Here is a 25,004-nt window from a genome sequence, read left to right as displayed (position 1 = left end):
TGTGGGCATGCAGGGTGCGTGCCCTTGTAGGAGGTAGATACCTGTGCCCGTTATCGAGCTTCTGAAAGCTGCGCTCTACGGCCTCGTCGAAGGCATCACCGAATGGCTGCCGATTTCTTCGACCGGCCATATGCTCCTTCTGAACCAGTTCGTCACCCTCGATGTCTCGCAGGACTTCTGGGACATGTTCCTCGTCGTGATCCAGCTTGGTGCCATCCTCGCTGTCGTCGTGCTGTTCTTCTATCAGCTGAACCCGTTCTCTCCCTCGAAGGGCAAGGACGGAAGAAGGGCGACCTGGCGCCTCTGGGGCCAGATCATCGTTGCCTGCCTTCCTGCTGCGATCATCGGCGTGCCGCTCGATGACTGGATGGAAGAGCATCTTGGCAGCCCCTTCGTTATCGCTGCAGCACTCATCGTCTACGGCATTGCCTTCATCGCAATCGAGTCCCACCGCGAGCACAAGGCGAAGCGCCTTGCAGACGAGCAGGCAGCAGAGGGCCATGCAAAGCACTTCGCGGTCCGCACGTTCGAGGACTTCGATACGCCGTCCGAGCTTGCTGACGCCGATGCGGCTGTCCAGGATGTGAAGGAGATGCCGTGGAAGACTGCCTTCGGCATCGGCTGCTTCCAGGTGCTCTCGATGGTACCGGGAACCTCGCGCTCTGGCTCCACGATCATCGGTGGCCTCCTTCTCGGGTGCTCGCGTGCCGTGGCAGCAGAGTTCACGTTCTACCTTGCCATTCCTGTCATGGTCGGCGCATCCGGCCTTCGTCTCGTGAAGTTCTTCTTGAAGGGCAACAGCTTCACGACGACCGAGGCCCAGGTTCTGGGTGTCGGCTGCATCGTCGCCTTTGTCGTCTCGCTTCTTGCGATTCGCTTCCTCATGAGCTTCGTGAAGAAGCATGACTTCAAGCCGTTCGGCTGGTACCGCATCATCCTCGGTGCCCTGGTCATTGCCTACTTCGCGCTGGTGGCCTAGTGGGAGCTTCTCCTCAACAGAAGAGCGTGCCGGAGCTCCTTGCTCCGGCTGGTGGCCCCGAGCAGCTGCTCGAGGCCATCCATTTCGGTGCCGATGCCGTGTATCTGGCAGGGCCGAGGTGGGGCATGCGCTCAAAGGCGAGGAACTTCTCGCTCGAAGAGCTCGTGCATGCTGTGCAGACTGCCCATGCGGCCGACGTGAAGGTGCACGTGACGCTCAATACTGTGATGCGCGATGCAGACATGGCAGAGCTTCCGGCCTACCTTGGGGCGCTCGAAGAGGCAGGCGTCGATGCCCTGATCGTGGCCGACCTCGGTACGATGCAGCTTGCACGGACATATGCTCCCACGATCGAGCTCCACGTCTCGACGCAGGCCAATGTGACGAGCGCCGAGACGGCCAAGGCGTTCCAGAGCTTGGGCGCCAAGAGGATTGTGCTTGCGCGTGAGATGACAATAGAAGAGATTGCGCATATGCGCGACGAGCTGCCGCCCGAGCTTGAACTCGAAGCCTTCGTGCATGGCTCGCTCTGCCTTGCCTATGCGGGGCGCTGCCTTCTCTCTTCTGCCCTCATGGGACCCGAGCGTGCTGCATCGCGCGGTGCCTGTGCGCAGCCCTGCCGCTGGGGCTGGGCGCTTGCAGACGAGCGGGATCCCTCGCGCAGGCTTCCCCTCATCGAGGAAGGCAAGGAGAGCTTCATCCTCTCCTCGAACGATATCTGCATGATCGAGCATCTCGATGACCTCATCGCGGCGGGAGTCGACTCCCTCAAGATCGAGGGCAGGAACAAGGGCGCCTACTATGTGGCCTGCGTCACGAATGCCTATAGGCAGGTGCTAGACGGGGGAGAGGCGGGCCTGTGGCGCGAGGAGCTCGAGCACGTGAGCCACCGTCCCTATTCATGCGGCTACTACTATGGGCACCCGGAAGAGAACCAGGGCGAGCCCGAGTATGCCCGCGACCGTGCGCTCATAGGCATCGTCGCTGACGTGAAGACGGAAGATGGCACGTGCTGGGCAGAGTTCCCGCTCAGGAACCGGGTCGACGCAGGATGTGCGCTTACGGTGCTCTCTCCTCATGAGCCCGTGCGCACGTTCGTGCCTGAGCATCTGGAAGCCTGGGATGAGGAGAGCGCATCCTGGAAGGATGTGCCCTCGCTTACAAAGACCATGGGGCGCTGCCGCATGGAAGTTCCCTTTGCGGTCTCTTCCGGAGACGTGCTTGCACGGGAGCTCTAGCTCTCCTCTTTTCGCGGAGGAGCGCATGCGCGCTCTTACCTGTCGCGTGCAGCCATTAGACTTGAATCTTGCAAACGACTGATCTTTCCAAGGAAGCACATATGCCTTTGACCCAACGCTCGCTCTTCCAGCCCGACCATGCACCTCAAACGCCCCAGGCACCCGAGGCAACCTTCAATGGACCCGACCTTTCTGCCCTGAATCCCCAGCAGAGGGAGGCGGCGCTCTGCACGAAGGGCCCGCTTCTCGTCCTTGCCGGCGCAGGCTCGGGCAAGACGCGCGTCCTCACGATGCGCATCGCGCACATGATTGCCGATGAAGGGGTGCGTCCCTGGCAGGTCCTTGCCATCACGTTCACGAACAAGGCGGCGACTGAGATGCGCGAGCGTCTCGCCCAGGTCGTGCCGGGCGGCATCCGTGGCATGTGGGTCTGCACGTTCCATGCCATGTGCGTGAGGATGCTCCGCGAGGACGGCGAGCTTCTCGGCTATACGAATTCGTTCTCCATCTACGACGACGATGATTCGAAGCGTCTCGTGAAGTCGATCATGACAAGCATGGATATCGACCAGAAGCAGTTCCCGATTCCTGCCATCCGCTCGCGCATCTCGAATGCGAAGAACGCGATGATCGGTCTCGACGAGCTTGGCTCCCAGTCGAACTCTCCGCTCGACCAGAAGGCAGCCCGCGTCTGGCGCGAGCTCGACCGCAGGCTCGAGCGAGCCAATGCGATGGACTTCGATGACCTTCTACTCAAGGCATATGAGCTCCTGAGCAAGCATCCTGAGGTGCTGAGCAAATATCAGGAACGCTTCCGCCAGATCAGCGTCGATGAGTATCAGGATACGAACGGCGTGCAGTATGCGCTCACGAACCTTCTGGCCAGCCGCTACCGCAACCTCATGGTCGTCGGCGACGACGACCAGTCGATCTATTCCTGGCGTGGTGCTGACATCAAGAATATCCTCTCGTTCGAGCAGGACTATCCGGATGCGAAGGTCGTGAAGCTCGAGCAGAACTACCGCTCGACGGGACACATCCTGAACGCCGCGAATGCGGTCGTGGCGCACAATTCGAAGCGCAAGCCGAAGCGGCTCTTCACGGACAAGGGGGACGGGGAGAAGATCCGCGTCTTCCAGGCAGCAGACGAGCGCGATGAAGGACGCTGGATCGGTGCCGAGATCGAGAAGCTGCACGATGCGGGCACATCCTACGACGATATGGCGCTCTTCTACCGTACGAATGCCCAGTCCCGCATCCTCGAAGATATGCTCCTGCGTGCCGGCGTCCCGTACAAGATCGTCGGCGGCACGCGCTTCTTCGACCGTGCCGAGATCCGCGATGTGATGGCATACCTGAAGCTCGTCGTGAACCCCCATGACGATGTCAGCGCCCTGCGCGTCGTGAATACGCCGAGGCGCGGCATCGGCTCGACCTCCATCGGGAAGATTCAGGCATTCGCACGCGATGAAGGCATCTCGTTCTTCAGCGCCTGCGAGGCTGCGGCGACGGAGACGGGGCTGCTCTCTGCCAAGGCACGAAATGCCCTCATGAGCTTCACGCAGACGATCGAGACGGGGCGCCACTACACAGGCGAGCTTTCCCAGGTCGTCTCGATGATCGTCGACCAGTCGGGCCTCATCAAGGCACTCGAGGCAGAGCATTCCGAGGAAGCGGATTCCCGCATCGAGAACATCAAGGAATTCTTCGGCGTCGCGCAGGAATTCGACGAGAGCCATGAGGACATGACAGCGACGCTCGAGAGCCTGGAAGAGCTCAAGGAGGCGGGTGCGCTCGATGCACGGACAGCCTCGGGCGTCGGGACGCCCGAGGAGGCGGCGCCCCAGGGCGACATCCTGCCGCCTCCGGCATCTGACAAGCTCCCTGCCTTCATGGAATGGCTGGCGCTCAGGAGCGACCTCGATGCGCTCGGCGACTCGACGAGCGCTGTCACGCTCATGACGGTACACTCCGCAAAGGGCCTGGAGTTTCCAGTCGTCTTCGTTGCCGGCATGGAGGAAGGCATCTTCCCGCACTCCGGACACCAGGAGGACCCTGCGGGACTCGAGGAGGAGCGCAGGCTTGCCTATGTCGCAATCACGCGTGCAGAGAAGCGCCTCTATCTGACGTATGCGGCAACGAGGCGTACCTACGGCTCGACCCAGGCAAATCCCAGAAGCCGCTTCGTCGATGAGATCCCGGCCAAGGATATCGAGCCCGTCGGCGTCGGCTCTGCAGGATTTTCCGGTGTCGGCTGGGAGAAGAGGGGAGACCGCCGCGGCACGTTCGGCAGCGGCCGAGGCTCTCAGGTCTACGGCGGCCATGTCTTCGGCTCGGTCACGCGCTCCACAAATGCCGGTGCCCATGCGCAGGCGGGGGCACAGCGCGCTCCTGAGCGTCCGCAGCCGACGCGTGCGGCGCAGACGTCCTTTGCGCCGGGCGACAAGGTCACGCACAAGACGTTCGGTCCTGGTGTTGTCATCAAGGCTGACCGCGATACGATCGATGTGCGCTTCGACCGTACTGGCAAGACGAAGAAGCTCATGAAGGGCTTCGCGCCTATCGTGAAGATCGAGGGATAGCATGGACTGGGGAGCAATGGCGGCATTCTTCTCGCTTGATGCAATCGGCGGCAAGATCCTGTATCTCGCTGTCGTGGCAGGCATCGCCTATGTGATCGAGCGGGCGCTCTCAGCCTTCCTGTCGCGCGTCTTCGATGCGACGGATATCCCCGCTGCCTCGATCTTCGTGAACATCGTGAAGGCCTTCATCTGGGCGCTTGCCCTGCTCGCGGTGCTCCAGCCTGTCTTTGGCATCCAGCCGACTGCCTTTGTCGCAGCCCTGGGCGTCACCTCCGTCGTGATCTCTCTGGGCCTCCAGGATACGGTCTCGAATGTGATCGGCGGCCTTGCCCTCATGCTCGGCCAGGTCGTGAAGCCGGGCGACTATATCACGGTCGGCTCCCAGTCGGGCATCGTGACCGATGTCACCTGGAGGAACACCCATCTCACGGATGCGACAGGATCGACCCAGATCATCCCGAACTCGGTCCTCAACAAGACAGCTGTGACGATCCGCTCTGCCTCCGATGTCACGTCCTGCACCGTGCCGCTCCTGCTCAGAAGCGATGTGGATGTGGATGAGGCGACAGCTGACATCCTGAAGAAGGGACAGGAGGCACTGGGCGACTGGGCGGACCCCGATTTCAAGCCGCTTCTCTGCCTCATCTCGTTCGGGACGTATGGCATAGAGGCAAAGGCCATCTTCCATGCAAAGGCAGACCAGAGCTCGCTTCTGGCTGCCGACAGGGTGGCGCGTGCCATCGCCGGCACGCCCTGGCTTGCGAGGATGGACCGTGAAGTGCCAGAACATGGGTCTGCATCCGAGCAATCTCGCCTATCCTGAGTTCTGTCAGCAACCGTGAAGGAGTTCGTAATGGAAAAGATTGCAAGCTTCACGATCAACCATCTTCTGCTCGAGCCAGGAATCTATCTGTCCCGCAAGGACAAGGACCCTGAGACGGGCTGCATCATCAGTACGTTCGATCTCAGGCTCACAGCACCCAACCGCGAGCCTGTCATGAACACGGCAGGGGTCCACGCTATCGAGCATCTCGGCGCCACGTATCTGAGGAACGATCCCGAGTGGGCGCAACGTACGGTCTACTTCGGGCCCATGGGCTGCCGCACCGGCTTCTATCTCGTCGTCTTCGGCGACTATAGCTCGAAGGACATGGTGGATATCGTGACGAGGCTCTTCGAATTCATCCGCGATTTCGAAGGGGACATTCCGGGTGCCACGCCGCGCGACTGCGGCAACTGGCATGACGCGGACCTGAACGAGGCAAAGTGGTGGGCTCGCCGCTATCTCAGCGAGACGCTTGATGGTATCGACGAAGCGCACCTCAACTATCCCGAAGCGTAAAGGAGCATCCATGGAGGCAATCAAGGTCGGCATCATCGGTGCCATGGCAGAAGAAGTGAACTGGCTCAAGGCCCAGCTCAAGGACTCTCAGACAACGCAGATTGCCCAGCGCGACTTCTGCGAGGGCAAGCTCGGCGGAACGGATGTCGTGGTCTGCGAGTGCGGCGTCGGCAAGGTCAATGCCGCTATGGTCGCGCAGACCCTCTGCGAGCGCTACCACGTGACCCATCTCATCAACACCGGTGTCGCAGGCTCGCTCAACAACGACATCAACATCGGCGACATCGTCGTTGCGACCGACGCCGTCCACCACGATATGGACGTCTGCAACCTCGGCTTCAAGCCGGGAGAGGTGCCGGGGCTCGATACCGTGGCCTTCCCGGCAGACCCTGAGCTCCGCTCTGCAGCGCTCGATGCAGTCGCTGCCGTCGCTCCGGAGATCAAGGGCTTCGCAGGGCGCGTTGCCTCGGGCGAGCAGTTCGTCCGTACGCAGGAGCAGAAGGACCGCATCAAGTCCCTGTTCGACGCTGACTGCACCGAGATGGAGGGCGCACCTATCGCCCAGGTAGCCTACCTCAACAAGGTGCCGTTCGTCGTCGTGCGTGCCATCTCCGACAAGGCAGACGGCTCTGCCTCTGTCGACTATCCGACATTCGAGAAGCAGGCAGCAGAGCACTGCGCAAAGATCGTCGAGTACCTCGTTGCCAAGCTCACGGCCTAGACGCTTCAAGAGGCCCAGAAGGAAGGGAGGCCGGATGCCTGCAGGCATCCGGCCTCCCTCATGTCTATCTGTTGTGACCTCAGAGATAGAGATCGGGCCTGCGCTCATCGAGCCAGGTACGCTCGCTGCGGATCTTGGCAACACGGCCGAGGTCGATGTCTGCGACAAAGAGGCTCTCCTCGGCTCCTGCCTTGCCGACGAGCGTGCCATCGGGTGCTGCCACAAGCGACTCCCCAGCAAAGACAGGGCCGTCGTTCGGCTCCTTGCCCGATCGGTTGCAGAGTGCGACATAGCAGGTGTTCTGGAATGCCTGGACGCGCATCTCCCATTCGAAGAGCTCGAGCGGCTCGTCCTCGACATTCACAGTTGGCACGAGTACAAGCGCGGCACCTTGGGCAGCGCAGCTCCTGATGCTTTCCGGGAAGTGGCGGTCATAGCAGATCACGACACCTATCCTGCCCCACGGGGTGTCGTAGACCTGAAAGCCCGAAGGGGAGGGCGTGTAGTAGTCGGCTTCGAAGAAGCCGGAATAGTTTGCGACATGGACCATGCGGGCAGGTTCGCCCAGAAGCGTGCCATCCGGACCTGCCGTGATCGACGTGTCGTAGGCATGGCCATCAGGCCACCTGCACCAGAGGTTGAACGAGGCAGCGATGCCAAGAGAGCGGCAGGTGCCGAGGAGCTGTCCCAAGGCAGGAGATCCGAGGTCGGGGCACATCTCGTCGAGCTTTCCGCTATAGGGGCTCTCGTCTTTTCTCCAGGCAGGGAAGAACGGTGTGAGCTGCGCTTCAGGGAAGAGCACGAGGTCAGCCTCTGCGGCATCGGCCTGCCTCAGATAGGCAATGCTCGCTTCGAGATTGCCTGCCATCGATTCCTGCATCTGCATCTGTGCCAGAGCGAGGCGCATAGGGACTCCAAACGACAAAGGGCGGCATGCCCAATTGCATGCCGCCCTCTCAGCTTATCTGAGTTTCTGCCTGATGTCTTCGATCTGTGCCTTCAGATCCTGGATGCGCTCTTCCTTCTCCTGGATCCAGCCTTCCATGTTGTCGAGGTACTCCTGGCTGGTCGTCGTCTCCATCTTGTCGCGGAGGTGGTCGATCTGGCCTTGGAGGTTCTCGATCTGTGCCTCTCTGCGCTCGATGGCCTCCTCGGACTTCTTCTGGGCTATCTCGTGCCGCGCCTCATGGTAGGCACGCTTCTGGAGCCAGAACTTCTCCTTTGCGTCATGGAAGCTCTCCCAGAGCGCATCGTTCGTCTTCGGGCCGGCATAGCCGATGGCCTTCCACTTGACGTCCAGGCCCTTCATCGTCTCGGTCGCCTCGGGACCGAAGTCCATAGCGGCAGAGACGCGCTTGGCGGTGTCGATGAGCTCCTGCTTCGCCTCGGCGTTCTTCTTGTACTGTGCCTCGACCGCAGCGTAGTGGGCATGCTGGGCATCGAAGAACTTCTGGCGGAGTCCATTGAACTCTTCCCAGAGACGGTCGTTCTCTTCGCGGCCTGCCTGGCCGGCAGCTCGCCATTCCGTCATCAGGTCATGGACCTGGTTCGTCTGTGCCTTCCACTGCGAGGCGCCCCAGGACTCGTCAGGCTCCGGCAGCGCGCGCAGGCGCTCGATGAGCTCCTGCTTCTTGGCGCGGGCCTTTGCGTGGAGGGAGTCAAGCTCCTGGTAATGGGCATTCCTGCGCTCGAAGAACTCATGCTGGGCGCCATTGAACTTCTCCCAGAGGCGGTCGTCCTCTTCGTGGCCAGCAGAGCCTGCCTTCTTCCACGCATCCATCAGGAGGTGGAAGCGCTCGGTCGTGGCCTTCCACTCGCGCGAATCGCGGAGCTTGTCGGCTTCCTCGGCGAGCTTCTCCTTTGCGGCATGCGATGCTTCCCGCTCATGGGTGCGCTCTGCATAGATCGTGTGGCGGGCGGTCTGGAAGGCTTCCCAGAGCTCGTCCTCCTTGGCGGTATGCCAGTTGTGGATGGCGCGCCAGGCGTCCATCGTCGGCCTCAGCTGCTGCGAGCCGTGGCGCCAGTCGGATGTGCGTACGAATTCCTGGAGCTCGCTGACGAGCGCTTCCTTCTTTGCGATGTCAGCCTCGCGCAGAGGATTCGGCTGCACTTCCGGCTCTGTGCTGGATTCTGTCTTTGCCTCGTCTGCCTTCTGCGCATCCGGCACGCTTTCCTGTGCCGTGGTCTCGGTCGCCTCGGCGTCGCGTTCCTCATTCAAAGCCATGGTCACTCCCTGGGTGAGCGAAGAGTAGAGGTGATGTGTGGATGCAGTTCCCACAAGCCGAAAGACTACCACGTACGGCTTCAGATTTTCACCACATCTCCGGCTTTGGACAGCTGGATTCTGTAGGTGGACGCCGTAACAGAAGCGTGCGCAATCAGAAACTTAGAAGAGTGCTTCGGGAAAGCTTCACGGCACCAAGCCATCCTAGACTGGCTTCAGGCGAGCGGGAAACGGGAATCTATTCCAGCCGACCGTAAGCCCCTCCCTCCCTGTTGCCTCTGCCTGTCCAAGGGATTGGCAGAGGCATATCAGGCAGAGCTGCAGAGCTGTCTCGTGGGATTCCTGGCGACTCGGCCGTTCGGCGCCAAATTGGCACCGCTCGGCACAGGAGTCCCGAAAGAGGCGAAGGACCTGGGTAGGAATATAAGCGAACAGAAAAGGGTCGCACCAAAGAGGCTGCGACGGGAGAAGGGGGTGAGTCCGATGGGCATAGATGAGAGCTCTATAGTGCGTCTGCCCGAGGACCGCTGACCTTATCTGACGGGTGTGGGTTTCAGCCCCCCGCGTACTGGCTGTCCGAGACAGAGCAATGCCAGCCGGGCAATCGAGCAGACGTATGATATTTCAGCTGGGTGAGCTCCGGTGCTTCGTGCATCCATTTCACTTTGGTCCAGCACGTGACGAGCGCGTGGCTGTGGCGGCGGGAATGGGCACTGCGAGCCTGAGGAAGGTTCCGACGTCTGTTTCGGCATGATGCAGGAAGCAAAGTTCCGATTCCGTTTTGGCGCCTGGCGCCGAGAGGGATGACACCAAAGTTCTGAGCAGCAGGGGATCTTTCCCCACATCAGGCATCTGAAGTCCGTCATCTGAAATGGGGATGACACCAAAGTTCTAGCGAGCGGGAGCAGAAGCTCCCTCATTGAGGCATCTATCGGATTGCCGCACTTCGATGGAAGGCGGCAGAGCGGAGGAGGGGATACCGAAGTAATAGAGACGATCTATCCAATCGTTCGGTTTTTCGCTATCCTCGCTCTCGATGATAGCTGAGCTGTGGGGCGGACCGCGCAATCGGGCACGGTCCGCCCTGTTTCATGTCGGGCGTGTCTGAAAAGCTGCAGGCTGGGTATAGCTTGGAGCCAGAAAGACAACTTGGGGAGGCATGATGGACGAAGAAGCTGAGTACGTGGTCCCGTCGGATGAAGAGGAACGCAGAGAGGCACGCGAGGCAGGAGAGCGTGCGCTCAAGAGCCTCAGGGAGGCCCGGGGCTACCTTACAAAGGCAAGCAGCTGGGGCCTCGTCGACCTCTTCGGCGGCAACTTCATCTCCGGTGCGCTGAAGCATGCCCGCCTTGCCGAGGCGCGCGAGGCGATCGGCCAGGCAAAGCGCGATGTCCAGGCCTTCCAGAAGGAGCTCGGCGACGTCCGGGATGTCGAGCATCTGAAGGTCGATGTGGATGGCTTCCTCGAGTTTGCCGATTTCGTATTTGATGGCGCGATTGCCGACATCCTGGTCCAGTCCAGGATCGAGAAGGCAAAAGACTCGGTCGATGATGCTATCGCCGGCATCGAGCGCTCGCTCAGAGACCTGTAAGAGAAGCGGGAGGGACACGAAAAGCCTCTCCCGCTTCTGCATTTCTTCGGATGTTCTTACTGGGCTGCCGTGAACGTCAGATGCCCGAGCACGGTATCCAGATCGTCCATGCCAGAGGCATCGCGCAGATAGATGTAGTTCTTTCCATCAGGCACCTCGATCAGGGCCTCTGCGATACCGGAGTCCGTATAGGTGATGACAGAGGAGCCGTTGATCTCGGTCGTCGTGTAGTCTGAAGCGGATTTTGCAGAGGCGACGTAGGAGTCGTAGTCGGCCTTCAGGATCAGGAACCCATAGGCTGCGACCTTGCCGTCTTTCGAGACATCGAAGTTCACGCCCTGTTGCACGAGGTCATAGCCATCCGACGTATCGCAGCTGATAGCGACATCGGCATTCTGGAGGATGCCGGTCGTGATCGTCGCTCCGGATGTCTGCTGCGATGCAGCGGTCGTGGTCTCGCCCGTGCTTCCGCAGGCAGAAAGGCTTGCCGCAAGGAGCAGGCCCGACACGAGGGCACAGACGCGGTGTGCGAGCTTGGCCGGTTTCATGGATGCTCCTTTCGGGACGGTCTGAAAAGCATGCCTTTCATGCTACCCGAAGATGGCGGAAGCTGTCGGGATTTGATGATTCCTGCACCTCGTGCACCGGCGGCTTGCTAGGCTTGAAGCAGAAGCTGCGAGGAAGGTGCTGCTATGGATTCTCAGGATATCGATCGGCTGGCGCGCTTGATCTTCGAATACGGCGAGAGTGCAGATTCAGAGCTTATGCCTGCATCTGCCATCCTGGCCTTTGGAAGCCACGACGAGCATGTGGCGGAGCGGGCAGCGGAGCTCTGGCATGAGGGGCTTGCTCCCTTCATCATCTTCACAGGTGGCCTGGGACGCATAACGAAGAGGCTCTGGCAGGAACCGGAAGCAGAGCGCTTCGCCCATATCGCCGAGGAGGCGGGCGTTCCTGTCGATGCGATCGTCACCGAGCCAGATTCCACGAATACGGGCGACAATATCCGCTTCACACGGGAGCTCATGAGGAAGAAGGGGATCGCGAAGGCACGCCTCATTGTCGTCGAGCGTCCCTACCGTGCGCTTCGCACAAGGGCGACCGTGAGCTGCCTCTGGCCGGGACTGACGTTCCAGGTTGCCGTGCCGGATATCGGCTACGATGAGTATGCACGCTGGTACGCAAGCGGCCTGGCACCGATCTCGAAGCATGAGTTCATCTCGGTGCTCGTGGGCGATGTCGAGCGCAATGTCATCTATCCCGAGCGCGGCTGGCAGGACCCCGTCATGACGCCAGAGATGGTGCTCGATGCAAGCAGGATGCTTGCACAGGCAGGCTACACAGAACAGCTGCTGCCCGATGTGAGCATCTGGTAGGACAGCAGGGAACCCGAAAGATTGGGGGCAGACATGATCGAAGCGATTCTGCTCGATGTGGACGGCACGCTCACGAACGGCAGGAAGGAGATCACGCCGAAGACCGAGGCCGCGCTCAGGGCTGCTGAAGCGGCAGGCATCCGGCTTGTGCTGGCAAGCGGCAGGACCGACAACGGTCTTTCACGCTTCGGACGCCAGCTTGGCATGTATGAGCACGACGGTGTCTTCGTCTGCTACAACGGCGCAAAGGCCGTGGACTGCCAGACGGGAGAGGTCCTCTTCAACCAGGCCATGAGCGTAGATGCTGCCAGGCGTGTCCTCGAGCATATGAAGCGCTTCTGTGTGTGGCCGATCATGGACCACGGCTGCTACATGTACGTGAACGATGTCTTTGCCGGCATGGTCACGAATCCGGATGGCACCCGCCGCAACATCATCGAGTACGAGTCGCGCTCGAACAGCTACCTGCTCTGCGAAGAGCGCGACCTTGCCGCGTTCGTCGACTGGGAGCCGAACAAGATCCTCGTCGCCGGCGAGCCTGCCTACCTCGAAAAGCATTGGCAAAAGATGGCAGAGCCCTTCGAGGGCGAGCTCAGCTCCATGTTCACGGCACCCTACTACTACGAGTTCACGGCCAAGGGCGTTGACAAGTCGAAGGCGCTCCGCGAGAGCTTCTCTGCTCTCGGCATCGCTCCCGAGAACGTGATCGCCTTCGGCGATGCGCAGAACGATATCACGATGCTCAAGTGGGCAGGCATAGGGGTCGCTATGGGCAACGCCGTCGACGAGACGAAGGAAGCGGCCGACGAGGTGACGCTCTCGAACGAGGAGGACGGCATCGCCGCTTCCCTCGCGAAGCATCTGCCGGATATCTGCGGATAGGGACGGCTTGCATGGATGTACAGATGGCCGACCCCGATGCTCTGGCAGAGGCGCTCTTCGGCACCGATGAACGTGCGATGCGTGCCTATGCCCTTGCCAGGCGTGCCCATGCAGGGCAGCGCGACAAGGCGGGAGCGCCCTATATCCTGCATCCCCTGAGCGTGGCTCAGGGAGTGATGGCAAGCGGGGATGAAGATGCCCTCGTCTGCGCCCTGCTCCATGATGTGGTGGAGGATGGAGGCGTGGACCTCGATGAGATACGGCAGGAGTTCGGAGACGCGGCAGGGGATGCCGTGGGGCTTCTGACGCATGAAGAGGGCGTGCCCTACCTTGACTATGTAAGGCATATCGCCGAGAGCGGCTCTGCCGCGGCGATCCGGTGCAAGATCTCGGACCTTGCGCAGAACCTCGATATCGCGCGTCTTTCCGAGGCAGGCCAGAAGGATTTTGAGCGTGTGGAGAAGAAATACCTGCCGGCACTCCGCATCCTGCTCGACAGGCTCGAGAAAGGTGTGGCAGACGCAGCCGATGAATGAGCTTTCGGTTGCTTGTGCAGAGCATCTTGCCGGCGAAGATGAAGAAGCCGTCCTGGAACTTCTTGAAGAGACGGAAGGCGAGTTCGTGCCGCCGCTCTCCAAGAGGGCATCGACCCATCAGACAGACTTGAGCACGCCTGCAGCCTCAGACAAGACTGGGGTCGAAGCCTACTTTGCAGAGCTTGCAGGCCAGCCGTTCCTGCTTGCGCGGGAGGGCAGGAGGCTTGCCGGCTTTCTCTCCTATATCAGAGGCTTCGATGCGGGATGGATCCGTCTCGGTGCAGATGCGGTCTACATCACGACCATCTGCACCGCGCCAGAGTTTCGCCATCGCGGTGTTGCTTCGGCGCTCTACCGCGCCCTCGAGAAGAGGATCTGCCCTTCTGCCATGCTCATAAGGACCTGGTCGACAAATGGGGCGCAGCGCTCGCTGCTCGAGAAGGGCGGCTATCGCATGGTGCGCTGCCTCGCAGATGACCGCGGGCCTGGCATCGACACGCTCTACTACCTGAAGGAGCTCGGACAGGTCTCAATCTAGGGGAGAAGAAAAGGACCCGGTGCCTTCTGGCATCGGGTCCCTGCATGAGCATTGATGGCTCTGCGCTAGCGTGCCTGCTGGAGGCTCCTCGAGGGGATGGGTGCTGTCTTTGCAGCAGGCTTGGCCTTCGCCTTGCCGGAGAGCTCTGAGAAGGCTGCGCCGCCGAGGATGAGGACAGCTCCTGCAAGCTGCGCTGCGCTCATGGGCTCGCCGAGCAGGATGACGGAGAAGACGACAGCAGAGAGCGGCTCGAGATAGCCGCAGACCGACACGGTCTGGACCGGCAGGTCGTGCATCGCAGCGAAGTAGAGGAAGCAGCCAAGGCCGGTATTGACGAAGCCAAGCATGAGGGCAGGAGCGATATCGGTGGCAGCGAAGGAAGGAAGCGCCTGGCCTGTCAGAAGCGCATAGATGAAGACGCAGGCAAAGCTGCCGATGAGCTGCACGGTCGCATTCTCGAGGCCGCAGATGTCGGTGACCTTCTTCGAGAAGATGACCATGAGGGCATACATGACCGCGGACATGAAGCCGCAGATAAGGCCGAACAGAGAGAGCGTGCCCTGAAGTCCCTGGCCGACGACGAGGAAGCATCCGCCGACGACAGCGGCAAAGCCGGCAAGCTTGCGGGCACCGAGGTGCATATGGAAGAGGATCGGCGAGAGGGCCATGACAATGACAGGGCCGCAATAGTAGAGAAGGGAAGAGACGCCGACGCCGATCAGACGGTAGGCCTGGAAGAGGAAGATCCAGCCGCCGCCAAGTGCTGCTCCCGAAAGGGCAAGGAAGAGCGCCTGCTTCGGGTGTGCGGCACTCTGGAGCGTCTCATGGCTGCGGAGAAGCCCGGCTGCGAGTATGACGGCGAGGAGGAGGCTGCCGAGGAACGTGCGCACGAGCACGATCTGGGTGGAAGGAAGGAGCATCTGTGCCGCTACAATGCCATTGGAGCCAAAGAGAAGCAGCGCTGCGAGATAGCGGAGCAGGGATTTCCTCATGGATGCACCTTTCCAGATGATTGCCGTGCCACCCATTTTCCCAGAGCGCTTCTTACAATAAAAGCGAATATGATAAATATGTTGTATTATGAATTGTGATGGAAAGGAGCGGGCATGGACACGAACATCCAGAAGTACCGCGCCCTTATCGAGGCAGTCGATCAGGGCAGCTTCTCGCGGGCGGCAGAGGTCCTCGAATGCTCGCAGCCGGGCATCAGCCGCATGATTGCAGATCTCGAGCATGACTGGCGCGTCCGCCTTGTCGAACGTGGCCGTGGCGGCGTCTCGCTCACGGCTGAAGGCAAGAAGATCCTGCCGTACGTGCGCCGGGTCGTCGAAGAGGACCGGGAGCTCCACAGCCGGATCGACGACGTGAACGGCCTTGCAGTCGGCACGGTGCGCATCGGCTCGTTCACGAGCGTGGCCACGCACTGGCTCCCGCATGTGATTGCGCGCTTCCAGAAGGACTTCCCCCAGATCGACTATGAGCTCGTGATGGGCGACTACACCGAGATAGAGCGCTGGGTGCAGGAGGGCAGGGTCGACTGCGGCTTCATTGCCGGAAAGCCGAAGAGCACCCTCATGGACAGGCTGCTCGACCGTGACGAGATGCTGGCTGTGGTGCCCGAAGGGCACCGGCTCGCTTCCAGGGATTCCTGCGCTCTCGAGGACCTCTGCCGCGAGCCGTTCATGATGCTGCAGCAGAGCGGCGACACCGAGGTCTCAGGCATATTCGAGGCTGCGCATCTTGCACCTGACGTTCGCTTCGTGACGTGGGATGACTATGCAATCATGTCGATGGTGGAAAATGGCCTCGGCGTCTCCGTGCTGCCGAGTCTCGTGCTCAAGCGCAATCCCTATCACATCAAGCTGCTGCACCTCGAGGAGCCAGCTTTCAGAAACATCCGCGTGATTACACGTCCGGACATCTCGAAGATCGCCTCGAAGTTCCTGGAATACCTTAAGTACAGAAACGAGACAGTGGAGGACTAGCGCAGCTTCTCCACTTCTATGCCTTCTGGCGCATCCTTGCAGACAAAGAGCTGCTCTGCCAGAACCTTGCCCTGGCAGAACTCTGTGTCCTTGAAGAGGCAGAAGCGGATCTCGTCGAAAGAGGGCGCTTCTGCAAGGAGGATCTCGAGCGCCAGAGGCAGTGCCTCTTCGAGGGGATAGCCATAGACGCCTGTCGAGATCGAGCAGAACGAGATCGTGCGCGCGCCTGCATGTCTTGCCTCTTCGCATGAGGTGCGGTAGCAGGAGGCAAGCTGCTCGCGTGCGCGCTGAGGAGTCTCCCTTGCATAGATGGGGCCGACGGTATGCACGATGAAGCGGCAGCCGGTGCGGGCTTCAAGGTTGAAAGACGGCGTCACGACAGCCTGTCCCGTCGGGCAGAAGCCAATCTTCCTACAGGCACGGTCAAGCTCTGGACCGGCAAGCGCATGGATCGCTCCGTCGACGCCGCCCCCTCCGGCAAGCGCGCGGTTTGCAGCATTGACGATTGCGTCGGTCTTCTGGTCTGCGACCGAGCCATGGATGAGATAGAGCATGAACATTCGCCCCTTCTTTTGCCATACACTATAGACGTTTGCAGAAATGCGCTGCCAGAGAGGTGACCCATGCAGATAGCGTCAGACGGAGAGGCCCTTGTGCCTGCACTCGAGGAGCTGGTCTCGAGGGAGCATCCAGTCCTCATCGGTTCTGCTGTCGATGCAGACGAGAGGCCGCGGACAGACGAAGTGTGGCTCGAAGGCTTCGATGGGGAAGGCCTCGCCTTTGCCGTGCGCGCAGGCACGGCGCTCTCATCGTCTCTTCGCCATAGGCGCTATGTCTCGGCGATGGGAAACGTCGTATGGGAGGGAAGGCCTGCGTTCGTGGGATTTGCAGGACGTGTGCATGAGCTCTCCCAGAGCGACCTTTCGCTTCGCCTCAGGGAGGCAGGCACGGATGCGGACAGCGTGCTTGCAGGAGGCTATGGGAGCCTTGCCGGCTTTGTCCTCTTCGATGGACGGGGAATACTTCGCCAGGATGGCACCGAATGGAAGTTCGGCGTCGGCACGGCAGAGCCGCCTGCAACGTATTACGTCACGAACTCCTGCACAGGCTGCGGCATCTGCGTCGTGGCCTGCCCGCAGCTTGCGATAGATCTCACGAAGAGCCCGGTCATGATCAGCCAGCCGCGCTGCATCCATTGCGGCACCTGCTTCGAGAGCTGCCCGAATCATGCCATCATCAGGCTCTAGCAGAAGGAAGGTCATGGGTTCCATGGGACAACATGAGGGATGGGTCGGCGTCTTCGATTCGGGCGTCGGCGGCATCAGCGTGCTCGAGCATCTCGTGCGCGAGCTTCCGCATGAGCGCTTCCTCTTCTTTGGGGACTCGGCGAATGCACCGTATGGAGAGAAGACGGACGAAGAGGTCATGAAGCTCTCCCGTGCCATCGTGGAGTACATGGTGCATGAAGGCTGCAAGGCCATTGTCATTGCCTGCAATACAGCGACCTCGGTCGCGGCGGCGACGCTTCGTGCCGAGTATCCAGATCTTCCAATCATCGGCGTCGAGCCAGCGCTCAAGCCGGCAACGCTTGCTCCGAAGCACAGAAGAGTGCTGGTCATGGCAACACCGGTGACGCTCAGACTCGACAAGTACCATCAGCTCGCAGCTACCTGGGGCTCCGACTCCGAAGTCATCTCCCAGCCCTGTCCGGGGCTTGCGGCAAGGATAGAGCATGGCAACCTCAATGCTCCCGACCTCACAGAGCTCATCGAGCGCCTTGTCGGCCGGTATGCCGGAACGGTCGATTCCGTCGTGCTGGGGTGCACGCACTATCCCTTCGTGGCACGTCAGATTCGCTCGGTCGTCGGCGATGTGCCGCTCTTCGAATCGGGTGCCGGCGCGGCACGCGAGCTCAGGCGCCGCCTCGAGGAGACGGGCAGGCTTGCGCCTGCGTCGCAGGAAGGCACGGTCGAGTTCCGGTCGAGCAGGAATACGCCAGAGGAGCTTGCGCTCTACCGCTGGTTCTTCGCGCAGGAGGTATAGGCATGATCCAGGGCGCAATCTTCGATATGGATGGCCTCATGGTCGACTCCGAGCGCGTCTGGTGTGCCCAGTGGCCCCAGGTCTGCGAAGAGGCGGGAGTGCCCTATCGCCCTGAAGTCGCAGACAGGACGCGCGGCACGACGGACGAGCGGGGAGCTGAAATCCTCGAGGAAATCTATAGCGACATCAAGGATGTCGACGGGACGCAGATGATCAGAAGGCTTCATGAGCTTGCAGGCGTCGTCTTCAGGACCCAGGGTGTTCCCGCAAAGCCTGGCCTCTTCGAACTCATGAACTATCTCGGCGGCTGGCATATACCCTGCGCCGTGGCGTCATCTTCTCCGCTCGAGCTCATCCATCTCCACCTCGGCCATCTCGGGCTCGAAGGAGCTTACCAGGCCATCGTGAGCGGCAGGGATTCCGGCATCGCGCACAGCAAGCCGGCACCCGATATCTTCCTCGAGGCAGCGCGACAGCTTGGGGTAGAGCCCGAGCGCACGCTTGTGCTCGAGGATTCCTACTCGGGTGTCAAGGCAGGAGCCGCAGGGCATTTCATAACCATCATGGTGCCCGATCTCTCGCCCGTGACAGATGAGATGCGAGGCATGGCATCCTACATCTGCCAGGACCTGGCCGAGGTCGCAGACCTTCTGGACCAGGGCTTCATCGATGCCTGATTGAGACTTCTCTCAGCTTCATAGGCGTTCCGTGTCGGTTTCCTGCCGATCCTAAGGGCCGGCAGGAAACCTGCCTCAAGAGGCGATTATGGAGTGTGGCATCCTCATCGAAAGGAACACATGAACAGGAAGACCTATATCGTTCTCATGATCGTCTCTGCGGCTGTTGCCGTGCTCTCGCTTGCCATGGTCCTCTGGACGCATATGTCCGAGAGCGCCTACGAGTCGCTCGTCACGGCCTCCATGGGCCTGCAGCTTGCCTATATCGTCTCTTCGCCCCTGCTTGTCGAGAGCATCGCCTTTGCCGGCATGATCACGCTCGTGCATCTCGGGCACCTGCGCCTCGGCAAGACCCAGAGGATCGTCTCGCTTGTGCTTGGCTGCGTGCTTACGCTCTTCGTCGTCGCAGGCTCGCTCGTGGCAGCATATCTGCCGTCGGCCCTTCAGGTCGTGGTCGTCGTCTGCGTCCTCATTGCGGCCCAGTACCCGCTCTGCATGATTGTACCTGCCCTCATGCTCGGATTTGGCCTTGCGCTTCCGAAGGAGCAGGCAGAGGCCTAGGCCCGATCTGGGCTGGTTTAATTCCTCTATGTAACTAGGAATTAACAGAGCAATCCCATATTCCCACTTGAATGGTAGGAATATAAGTGCCATTCTGTACACAACGAGCTTGCAGGCCATCCAGGACTTGTGTCCCCGGCCAAACCACCCTCGTATCCAGCAGATAGCAACAGAAAGGCACGAACATGAAGGTCGCAAAGCACGTCGAGGCACTGATTGGCACCACCCCGCTTGTGGACCTCTCCGCCCTCGTCGACGGCAAGGCTACGATTCTCGGCAAGTACGAGGCAACGAACCCTGGCGGATCTGTGAAGGACCGTATCGCGAAGGCCATCCTCGATGCCGCAGAGGCAGACGGCACCCTGAAGCCAGGAGGCACGGTCATCGAGCCGACGAGCGGCAACACCGGTGTCGGTCTTGCCATGCTTTCCGCAGCGCGTGGCTACCATATGATTCTCGTGATGCCTGAGACGATGTCCATCGAGCGCCGCAAGCTTGCTGCCTCCTATGGTGCAGAGATCGTCCTCACGCCGGGCAAGGATGGCATGAAGGGCGCCATCGCAAAGGCAGACGAGCTCAAGGCCCAGACGCCGGGCGCAATCGTTGCCGGCCAGTTCGTGAATCCTGCAAACCCGCGTGCCCACTACAAGACGACCGGACCTGAGATCTGGCGCGACACCGAAGGCACCGTCGATGCAGTCGTCGCAGGCGTCGGCACGGGCGGCACGATCTCCGGCACCGCGAAGTTCCTGAAGGAGCAGAAGGCTTCCGTCAAGGGCATCGCTGTCGAGCCGGCAGAATCTGCTGTGCTCGAGGGCAAGCCGGCAGGCCCCCACAAGATTCAGGGCATCGGTGCTGGCTTCATCCCGAAGACCTATGATGCCTCCGTCGTGGACGAGGTCGTGCCTATCGCTTCCCAGACTGCAATCGACACGAAGAAGAAGCTCTCCGACGACTTCGGCATCCTCGTCGGCATCTCCTCCGGCGCTGCTGTCGCTGCCGCCGTCGAGCTTGGCAACCGTCCCGAGTATGCTGGCAAGACGATTGTCGCGATCATGCCGGATACCGGCGAGCGCTATCTCTCCATGGACCTCTAAAGCAGATATGCACAGATGGGGGAGGGCAGCCTGCATCGCAGGATGCCCTCCCTTTTCTTGGCTCGAGACGTGCTGCTCCTGTTGACCGGAGTGCCCTTCGAGCGGTATAACTGTCTCTGAAATACCGCTACGCAAGTATGATTTAGAAGGGCCGGTGCTCGATGCAAAGGGCTGGCAGGAGACAGACGGGAGCCGCCTTGGGCCATGTGCCAGGCGCGCTCTGTATATCCCGCTAGGTCATATCGGCACGTTCGGCAAGGAGGCTGCCAGTGGCTGAAGCTGTTGCAGCAGCGGAATGCGGCATTTTCTCTGGAGAGGCAATGAATGCAGATGAGAGGGGCTTCCTCGAAGCTCCGGAAGATATGAGCCGTGAACACGGCAAGATCGGCCTTATCAAGATGATGAAGGAGGATGCACGTACGGTCGTCGCACGCGATCCTTCGGTGTCGTCTGTGCATGAGGTCGTGTTCTTTGCGGCGGGCCTGCGTGCGGTCTGGGCCTATAGGCGCCAGCATTGGCTGTGGACCCACGGCATGCATTCGCTTGCCATGTGGTCGCAGAGCCATACGCGCAAGCGCTATGCCATCGATATCCATCCTGCCGCGACAATCGGCAGGCGTTTCGTGATCGACCACGGCATCGGCATCGTTATCGGCTCCACCGCCATCCTGGGCGATGACTGCATGCTCTATCAGGGCGTGACCTTGGGCATGACAGGACACCATGCTGGCAAGCGCCATCCTACCCTCGGCAACAATGTGATGGTCGGCGCGCGTGCAACGGTGCTCGGAGCGATCACGATAGGGGACAACGTGAAGGTCGGCGCGAATGCAGTCGTGCTCGAGGATGTCCCGGCCAATGTCACGGTTGCAGGCATCCCAGCCCACATCGTGAAGGATCATCGCTGCTGGGAGATGCCCCAGTTCTCGCTCGTGGACGGCGAGGCTGCGGTGAAGAGCCTCTTGGGCGAGGAGAAGGGCAATACCCTCGACGACGATGAGAACAAGCGCTGGTCCTGTGCACTCTGACAGCTTGCTTGAGCCTCGCTGAAATAGTTTCCGTCTGTTTACAGGTCCGAGACATCTCCGGACTTGCACGTACCATAGCCACAACTCGATAGTCCGCTGCAGGGGATATCTGCAGCTATCCTTGAAAGCGAGGTTCCATGTCTGCAAATTTCAAGAGGCGCCTTCCCATCCCGCAGGATCTCAAGAAGGAGATGCCGCTTTCCGATGAGAGCGCCGAGCGCAAGAAGGCAGTCGACGCCGAGGTTGCCTCGATCATCCGTGGCGAGTCTGACAAGAAGCTCATCATCGTCGGCCCCTGCTCTGCCGACAACGAGGACGCCGTGCTCGACTACGCGAGCCGTCTTGCCGTGCTCCAGCAGTGCGTCCAGGACAAGCTCGTCATCGTCATGCGCGTCTACACGAACAAGCCGCGCACGAACGGCACCGGCTACAAGGGACTGCTCCATCAGCCGGATCCTGAGGGCGCTCCTGACCTGCTCGAGGGCCTCAAGGCCATCCGCCACATGCATATGCGCGTCATCGAGGAGACGGGCCTCTTCACGGCAGATGAGATGCTCTATCCGGAGAACGACCGCTTCCTGAGCGACCTTCTGGCCTATGTCGCTGTCGGCGCCCGTTCGGTCGAGAACCAGCAGCACCGTCTTGTCGCTTCTGGCATCGAGGTCCCTGTCGGCATGAAGAACCCGACGGGTGGCTCCATGTCCGTGATGCTGAACTCCGTCTATGCAGCCCAGCATCCGCAGACCTTCATCTACCGCAACTGGGAGGTCGAGACAACCGGCAACCCGCTTGCTCACTGCATCCTGCGCGGATACCGCGGCCTCGACGATATCAACTACCCGAACTACCACTATGAGTACCTCGAGCGCCTCGCTGCTGCCTACGAGGAGAACGAGAAGTACCAGAATCCGGCTGTCATCATTGACACGAACCACGACAACTCGGGCAAGCGTCCTCTCGAACAGATTCGCATCTGCAACGAGGTCCTCGATTCCGCCCACAGAAACGAGGCCATCGGCAAGCTCTTCCGTGGCTTCATGATCGAGTCCTACATCGAGGACGGCAACCAGCCTATCGGCGGCGGCGTGTATGGCAAGTCCATCACGGATCCCTGCCTCGGCTGGGCAAAGACGCAGAACCTCATCATGCACATTGCAGACCGCATCTAGCATCTGTTTCCCAAGATCTTGCGGGGAGGCTGGCTTTCGGGCTGGCCTCCTTTTCTGTGCTTGGGCATTCCGTGCATGCGATGCCGGAAGTGCGTGTTGCGGGTAGGATAGGGGAGCATGCAAGCGGCAGCACACGCTGCCAAAGACAAGAAGGAGCATGATTCTATGCCTTGCACAACCCTTCTGATCGGCAAGAAGGCCTCCTATGACGGCTCCACGATCGTGGCCAGGAACGAGGATTCAGGATCGGGCAGCTTCTGCCCGAAGCGCTTTGTCGTCGTGCATCCCGAAGAGCAGCCGCGCCACTACGTCTCGAAGATTGCCCATCTCGCAATCGAGCTTCCTGACAACCCGGAGCGCTACACGGCGCTGCCGAATGCCATCCTCGACGAGGGTATCTGGGCTGAGGCTGGCGTGAACGAGAGCAATGTCTCCATGAGCGCAACGGAGACCCTCACGACGAACGAGCGCGTGCTCGGAGCTGACCCCTTCGTCGTCTACAAGCCGGCACAGGGCACGGAAGGCGAAGAGGGCTATGAGCCTGAGGTCGCAGGCGGTATCGGCGAGGAGGACATGGTCACGATCGTCCTTCCCTACATCAAGAGCGCACGCGAGGGCGTGAAGCGCCTCGGCGCCCTTCTCGAGCAGTATGGCACCTATGAGATGAACGGCATCGCCTTCTCCGATGCGGACGAGATCTGGTGGCTCGAGACGGTGGGCGGACACCACTGGATCGCAAAGCGCGTCCCGGACGATGCCTATGTGACGATGCCGAACCAGCTTGGCATCGATGCCTTCGACTTCGATGATGCCTTCGGCGCCCAGAAGGACTACCTGTGCTCTGCTGACATGAGGGAGTTCGTGGAGAAGAACCACCTCGACCTCACGCTCGGAGACGGCCTCATGAATCCGCGCGATGCCTTCGGCTCGCACTCCGATTCCGACCACGTCTACAACACGCCGCGTGCCTGGGCCATGCAGCGCTTCCTCAATCCCCATGCCCTCAAGTGGGACGGACCGGATGCTGATCTCACGCCGGAAGCGGATGACATCCCCTGGAGCCGCGTGCCGGAGCGCAAGCTCACGATCGAGGACGTGAAGTATGCCCTGTCCCTGCACTATCAGGGCACGCCCTTCGACCCCTACAGCCGCCGCGGCGACGAGAGACGTGGCATGTATCGTCCTATCGGCATCAACCGCAACAGCCAGCTCTCTGTCGTGCAGCTGCGCCCCTATGGGCCTGAAGCGTGCCGTGCTGTTCAGTGGATCGCCTTCGGCAGCAATGTCTTCAATGCGCTCGTGCCGTTCTACACGAATGTGCGGACGACGCCTGCCTATCTCGAGAAGACGGATGCCCACGTCACGACCGAGTGCTTCTACTGGGAGAACCGCATCATTGCAGCGCTTGCCGATGCACACTTCCATGATGCAGCAGCAGATGTCGAGCGCTACCAGGAGAAGGTCGGCGGTATGGGACATGCCATGCTCCACGAGACGGATGCTGCTGTGGAGAAGGGCACAGACGATGTCCAGGCTGTGCTCGAGGCAGCCAACCAGAAGATGGCTGACGAGCTCAAGGAAGAGACGGACGCGCTCCTCTCGAAGGTCCTCTTCTTCGCAAGCATGGGCATGAAGAACAGCTTCTCGAAGGATGACATGTAGGATCTTTCAGAGAGCAGAGAGGCAGTGCCTGAAGGCGCCTGGATTTATCCGGGCGCCTTTTCTGAAAGCTTTCTAAACTTGTATATACGAGCTTGTCTGATATAACATATCTGCATCTTTTTTGGGGTGGTATCGAACCGCTTACGGAAAAGTACCGGCCGCCGGCCCATCGCTGTTCAATCTTTTACGCTTCCGTAATGAATATTGGCCAAACTAAGGGGCAGCGAGGGGCGAGAGTCATGGCTGGAACGACAAGAAGGAGGAAGTGCCATGTCATCCGCAGAGAAACGCTTTCAATCCTTTATCCGCAAACTCGATAACAGCGATTATGTGTATGACGTGCTGAGGATGGGGCCATCTCCCATTGTCTCGGTCGTATTCGGAGCCAAGCCGCGCTCGGGCCATTCGAAGGTCTTCGAGCATGTCGGCAAGAAGCAGCTGCCTCAGCTCTATGTCTATGCCATCTTTTCCAAGGACGGGGAAGAAGTGCACTTCCAGACGTCCCCGCTGGTGCGCGTTCCCCAGAACCAGCGCTCCCAGGCGCTTTCGGTATGCAATGCCGCCAACAACCAGCAGCGCTGGATCAAGTTCAATCTGAACTCCTCCGACTACATCGTCGGACACTACGATCTTCTGCTCCAGGGCCATGGTGCAAGCGATGCCTGCGTCACGATCGCTCAGCGTGTGGCTGATGTGGTCGACGAGACCCTGCCGCTCCTCCAAAGCTGCCTTGAGCAGGATGCCTCTGAAGAGGAAGTCGCGTAAGGAAAAGT

The 25,004-nt window shown here is 60.5% G+C and carries 26 protein-coding genes; 21 read left to right on the top strand and 5 right to left on the bottom strand.

Annotated features, from left to right (window positions below):
• Positions 1–43: 43 nt before the first annotated feature.
• The 6 genes from ABVS03_RS08480 to ABVS03_RS08455 all read left to right on the top strand — a co-directional run bounded on the left by ABVS03_RS08480 (position 44) and on the right by ABVS03_RS08455 (position 6,862).
• On the top strand, positions 44–979 hold the full coding sequence (locus tag ABVS03_RS08480; protein ID WP_368018767.1) for an undecaprenyl-diphosphate phosphatase: 936 nt from the start codon (positions 44–46) through the stop codon (positions 977–979).
• A gap of 26 nt (positions 980–1,005) precedes the next feature.
• On the top strand, positions 1,006–2,217 hold the full coding sequence (locus ABVS03_RS08475; protein WP_368018766.1) for a peptidase U32 family protein: 1,212 nt from the start codon (positions 1,006–1,008) through the stop codon (positions 2,215–2,217).
• Positions 2,218–2,318: 101 nt separating this feature from the next.
• Positions 2,319–4,799: an ATP-dependent helicase gene (locus ABVS03_RS08470; RefSeq protein ID WP_368018765.1), complete on the top strand. Its 2,481-nt coding sequence runs from the start codon at positions 2,319–2,321 to the stop codon at positions 4,797–4,799.
• A 1-nt stretch (position 4,800) separates the two neighbouring features.
• Entirely contained in the window at positions 4,801–5,622 is an 822-nt protein-coding gene (locus ABVS03_RS08465; protein ID WP_368018764.1) for a mechanosensitive ion channel family protein, read from the top strand.
• Between the two features lie 30 nt (positions 5,623–5,652).
• Entirely contained in the window at positions 5,653–6,141 is a 489-nt protein-coding gene (locus tag ABVS03_RS08460; protein WP_368018763.1) for an S-ribosylhomocysteine lyase, read from the top strand.
• Positions 6,142–6,151: 10 nt separating this feature from the next.
• Positions 6,152–6,862: a 5'-methylthioadenosine/adenosylhomocysteine nucleosidase gene (locus tag ABVS03_RS08455; RefSeq protein ID WP_368018762.1), complete on the top strand. Its 711-nt coding sequence runs from the start codon at positions 6,152–6,154 to the stop codon at positions 6,860–6,862.
• A 79-nt stretch (positions 6,863–6,941) separates the two neighbouring features.
• Here the strand turns inward: ABVS03_RS08455 and ABVS03_RS08450 are convergent, their stop codons facing one another.
• Together ABVS03_RS08450 and ABVS03_RS08445 are read right to left on the bottom strand one after the other, a co-directional pair.
• Positions 6,942–7,769, bottom strand: coding sequence for a carbon-nitrogen hydrolase family protein (locus ABVS03_RS08450; protein WP_368018761.1), 828 nt, complete (start codon positions 7,767–7,769; stop codon positions 6,942–6,944).
• Between the two features lie 54 nt (positions 7,770–7,823).
• Positions 7,824–9,086 (bottom strand): DUF349 domain-containing protein, encoded by a 1,263-nt coding sequence (locus ABVS03_RS08445; RefSeq protein WP_368018760.1) that lies wholly within the window; start codon positions 9,084–9,086, stop codon positions 7,824–7,826.
• Positions 9,087–10,248: 1,162 nt separating this feature from the next.
• On the opposite strand from ABVS03_RS08445, the gene ABVS03_RS08440 reads away from it, so the two are divergent.
• Complete coding sequence (locus tag ABVS03_RS08440; RefSeq protein ID WP_368018759.1) at positions 10,249–10,677, top strand: hypothetical protein; 429 nt, start codon at positions 10,249–10,251, stop codon at positions 10,675–10,677.
• A gap of 56 nt (positions 10,678–10,733) precedes the next feature.
• Here the strand turns inward: ABVS03_RS08440 and ABVS03_RS08435 are convergent, their stop codons facing one another.
• Complete coding sequence (locus ABVS03_RS08435; protein WP_330972163.1) at positions 10,734–11,225, bottom strand: hypothetical protein; 492 nt, start codon at positions 11,223–11,225, stop codon at positions 10,734–10,736.
• A 144-nt stretch (positions 11,226–11,369) separates the two neighbouring features.
• Between ABVS03_RS08435 and ABVS03_RS08430 the strand changes: the two genes are divergently transcribed.
• Genes ABVS03_RS08430 through ABVS03_RS08415 form a run of 4 tightly spaced genes read left to right on the top strand, consistent with a single transcriptional unit; the run spans position 11,370 to position 14,009 of the window.
• Entirely contained in the window at positions 11,370–12,053 is a 684-nt protein-coding gene (locus ABVS03_RS08430) for a YdcF family protein (protein WP_368018758.1), read from the top strand.
• 33 nt (positions 12,054–12,086) lie between these two features.
• Positions 12,087–12,935, top strand: coding sequence for a Cof-type HAD-IIB family hydrolase (locus tag ABVS03_RS08425; RefSeq protein WP_368018757.1), 849 nt, complete (start codon positions 12,087–12,089; stop codon positions 12,933–12,935).
• A gap of 11 nt (positions 12,936–12,946) precedes the next feature.
• A complete protein-coding gene (locus tag ABVS03_RS08420) occupies positions 12,947–13,471 on the top strand; it encodes an HD domain-containing protein (protein WP_368018756.1) in 525 nt (174 codons plus the stop codon).
• Positions 13,464–14,009 carry an N-acetyltransferase family protein gene (locus ABVS03_RS08415; RefSeq protein WP_368018755.1) on the top strand — a complete coding sequence of 182 codons (546 nt, stop codon included), beginning with the start codon at positions 13,464–13,466 and terminating at the stop codon, positions 14,007–14,009. The genes ABVS03_RS08420 and ABVS03_RS08415 overlap by 8 nt, the downstream gene beginning before the upstream one ends.
• A gap of 65 nt (positions 14,010–14,074) precedes the next feature.
• On the opposite strand, the gene ABVS03_RS08410 is transcribed toward ABVS03_RS08415, so the two are convergent.
• A complete protein-coding gene (locus ABVS03_RS08410; RefSeq protein ID WP_368018754.1) occupies positions 14,075–15,001 on the bottom strand; it encodes a DMT family transporter in 927 nt (308 codons plus the stop codon).
• A 114-nt stretch (positions 15,002–15,115) separates the two neighbouring features.
• Between ABVS03_RS08410 and ABVS03_RS08405 the strand changes: the two genes are divergently transcribed.
• The gene (locus ABVS03_RS08405) at positions 15,116–15,994 is read left to right on the top strand and encodes a LysR family transcriptional regulator (protein ID WP_330972169.1); all 879 of its coding nucleotides are present in this window, start codon (positions 15,116–15,118) and stop codon (positions 15,992–15,994) included.
• Here ABVS03_RS08405 and ABVS03_RS08400 read toward each other — a convergent pair.
• Entirely contained in the window at positions 15,991–16,548 is a 558-nt protein-coding gene (locus ABVS03_RS08400) for a macro domain-containing protein (RefSeq protein ID WP_330972170.1), read from the bottom strand. The genes ABVS03_RS08405 and ABVS03_RS08400 overlap by 4 nt on opposite strands.
• Positions 16,549–16,617: 69 nt before the next feature.
• Here ABVS03_RS08400 and ABVS03_RS08395 point away from each other — a divergent pair, with 69 nt between their 5' ends.
• The 9 genes from ABVS03_RS08395 (at position 16,618) to ABVS03_RS08355 (ending at position 24,996) form a co-directional block, all read left to right on the top strand.
• Complete coding sequence (locus ABVS03_RS08395) at positions 16,618–17,241, top strand: DUF362 domain-containing protein (protein ID WP_368018753.1); 624 nt, start codon at positions 16,618–16,620, stop codon at positions 17,239–17,241.
• A gap of 22 nt (positions 17,242–17,263) precedes the next feature.
• A complete protein-coding gene (gene murI / locus ABVS03_RS08390; RefSeq protein WP_368018752.1) occupies positions 17,264–18,037 on the top strand; it encodes a glutamate racemase in 774 nt (257 codons plus the stop codon).
• A gap of 2 nt (positions 18,038–18,039) precedes the next feature.
• Positions 18,040–18,714, top strand: a complete 675-nt coding sequence (locus ABVS03_RS08385) for an HAD family hydrolase (protein ID WP_368018751.1) — start codon at positions 18,040–18,042, stop codon at positions 18,712–18,714.
• A gap of 120 nt (positions 18,715–18,834) precedes the next feature.
• Positions 18,835–19,275: a hypothetical protein gene (locus tag ABVS03_RS08380; RefSeq protein WP_368018750.1), complete on the top strand. Its 441-nt coding sequence runs from the start codon at positions 18,835–18,837 to the stop codon at positions 19,273–19,275.
• 185 nt (positions 19,276–19,460) lie between these two features.
• A complete protein-coding gene (gene cysK / locus ABVS03_RS08375; protein WP_330972175.1) occupies positions 19,461–20,372 on the top strand; it encodes a cysteine synthase A in 912 nt (303 codons plus the stop codon).
• 320 nt (positions 20,373–20,692) lie between these two features.
• Positions 20,693–21,400 (top strand): serine O-acetyltransferase, encoded by a 708-nt coding sequence (gene cysE, locus ABVS03_RS08370; protein ID WP_368018749.1) that lies wholly within the window; start codon positions 20,693–20,695, stop codon positions 21,398–21,400.
• A 137-nt stretch (positions 21,401–21,537) separates the two neighbouring features.
• The gene (locus ABVS03_RS08365; RefSeq protein WP_330972177.1) at positions 21,538–22,569 is read left to right on the top strand and encodes a 3-deoxy-7-phosphoheptulonate synthase; all 1,032 of its coding nucleotides are present in this window, start codon (positions 21,538–21,540) and stop codon (positions 22,567–22,569) included.
• Positions 22,570–22,734: 165 nt separating this feature from the next.
• Positions 22,735–24,231, top strand: a complete 1,497-nt coding sequence (locus tag ABVS03_RS08360; protein WP_368018748.1) for a C69 family dipeptidase — start codon at positions 22,735–22,737, stop codon at positions 24,229–24,231.
• Between the two features lie 330 nt (positions 24,232–24,561).
• Positions 24,562–24,996: a YbjN domain-containing protein gene (locus tag ABVS03_RS08355; protein ID WP_330972179.1), complete on the top strand. Its 435-nt coding sequence runs from the start codon at positions 24,562–24,564 to the stop codon at positions 24,994–24,996.
• The last annotated feature ends 8 nt before the right edge of the window (positions 24,997–25,004 follow it).

The organism is Olsenella sp. AGMB03486 (assembly GCF_040884255.1).
Taxonomy (GTDB): Bacteria; Actinomycetota; Coriobacteriia; order Coriobacteriales; family Atopobiaceae; genus Olsenella_L; species Olsenella_L kribbiana.
Note: the sequence above shows the minus strand (reverse complement) of the source record. Positions and strands in the feature narration are given on the sequence as shown.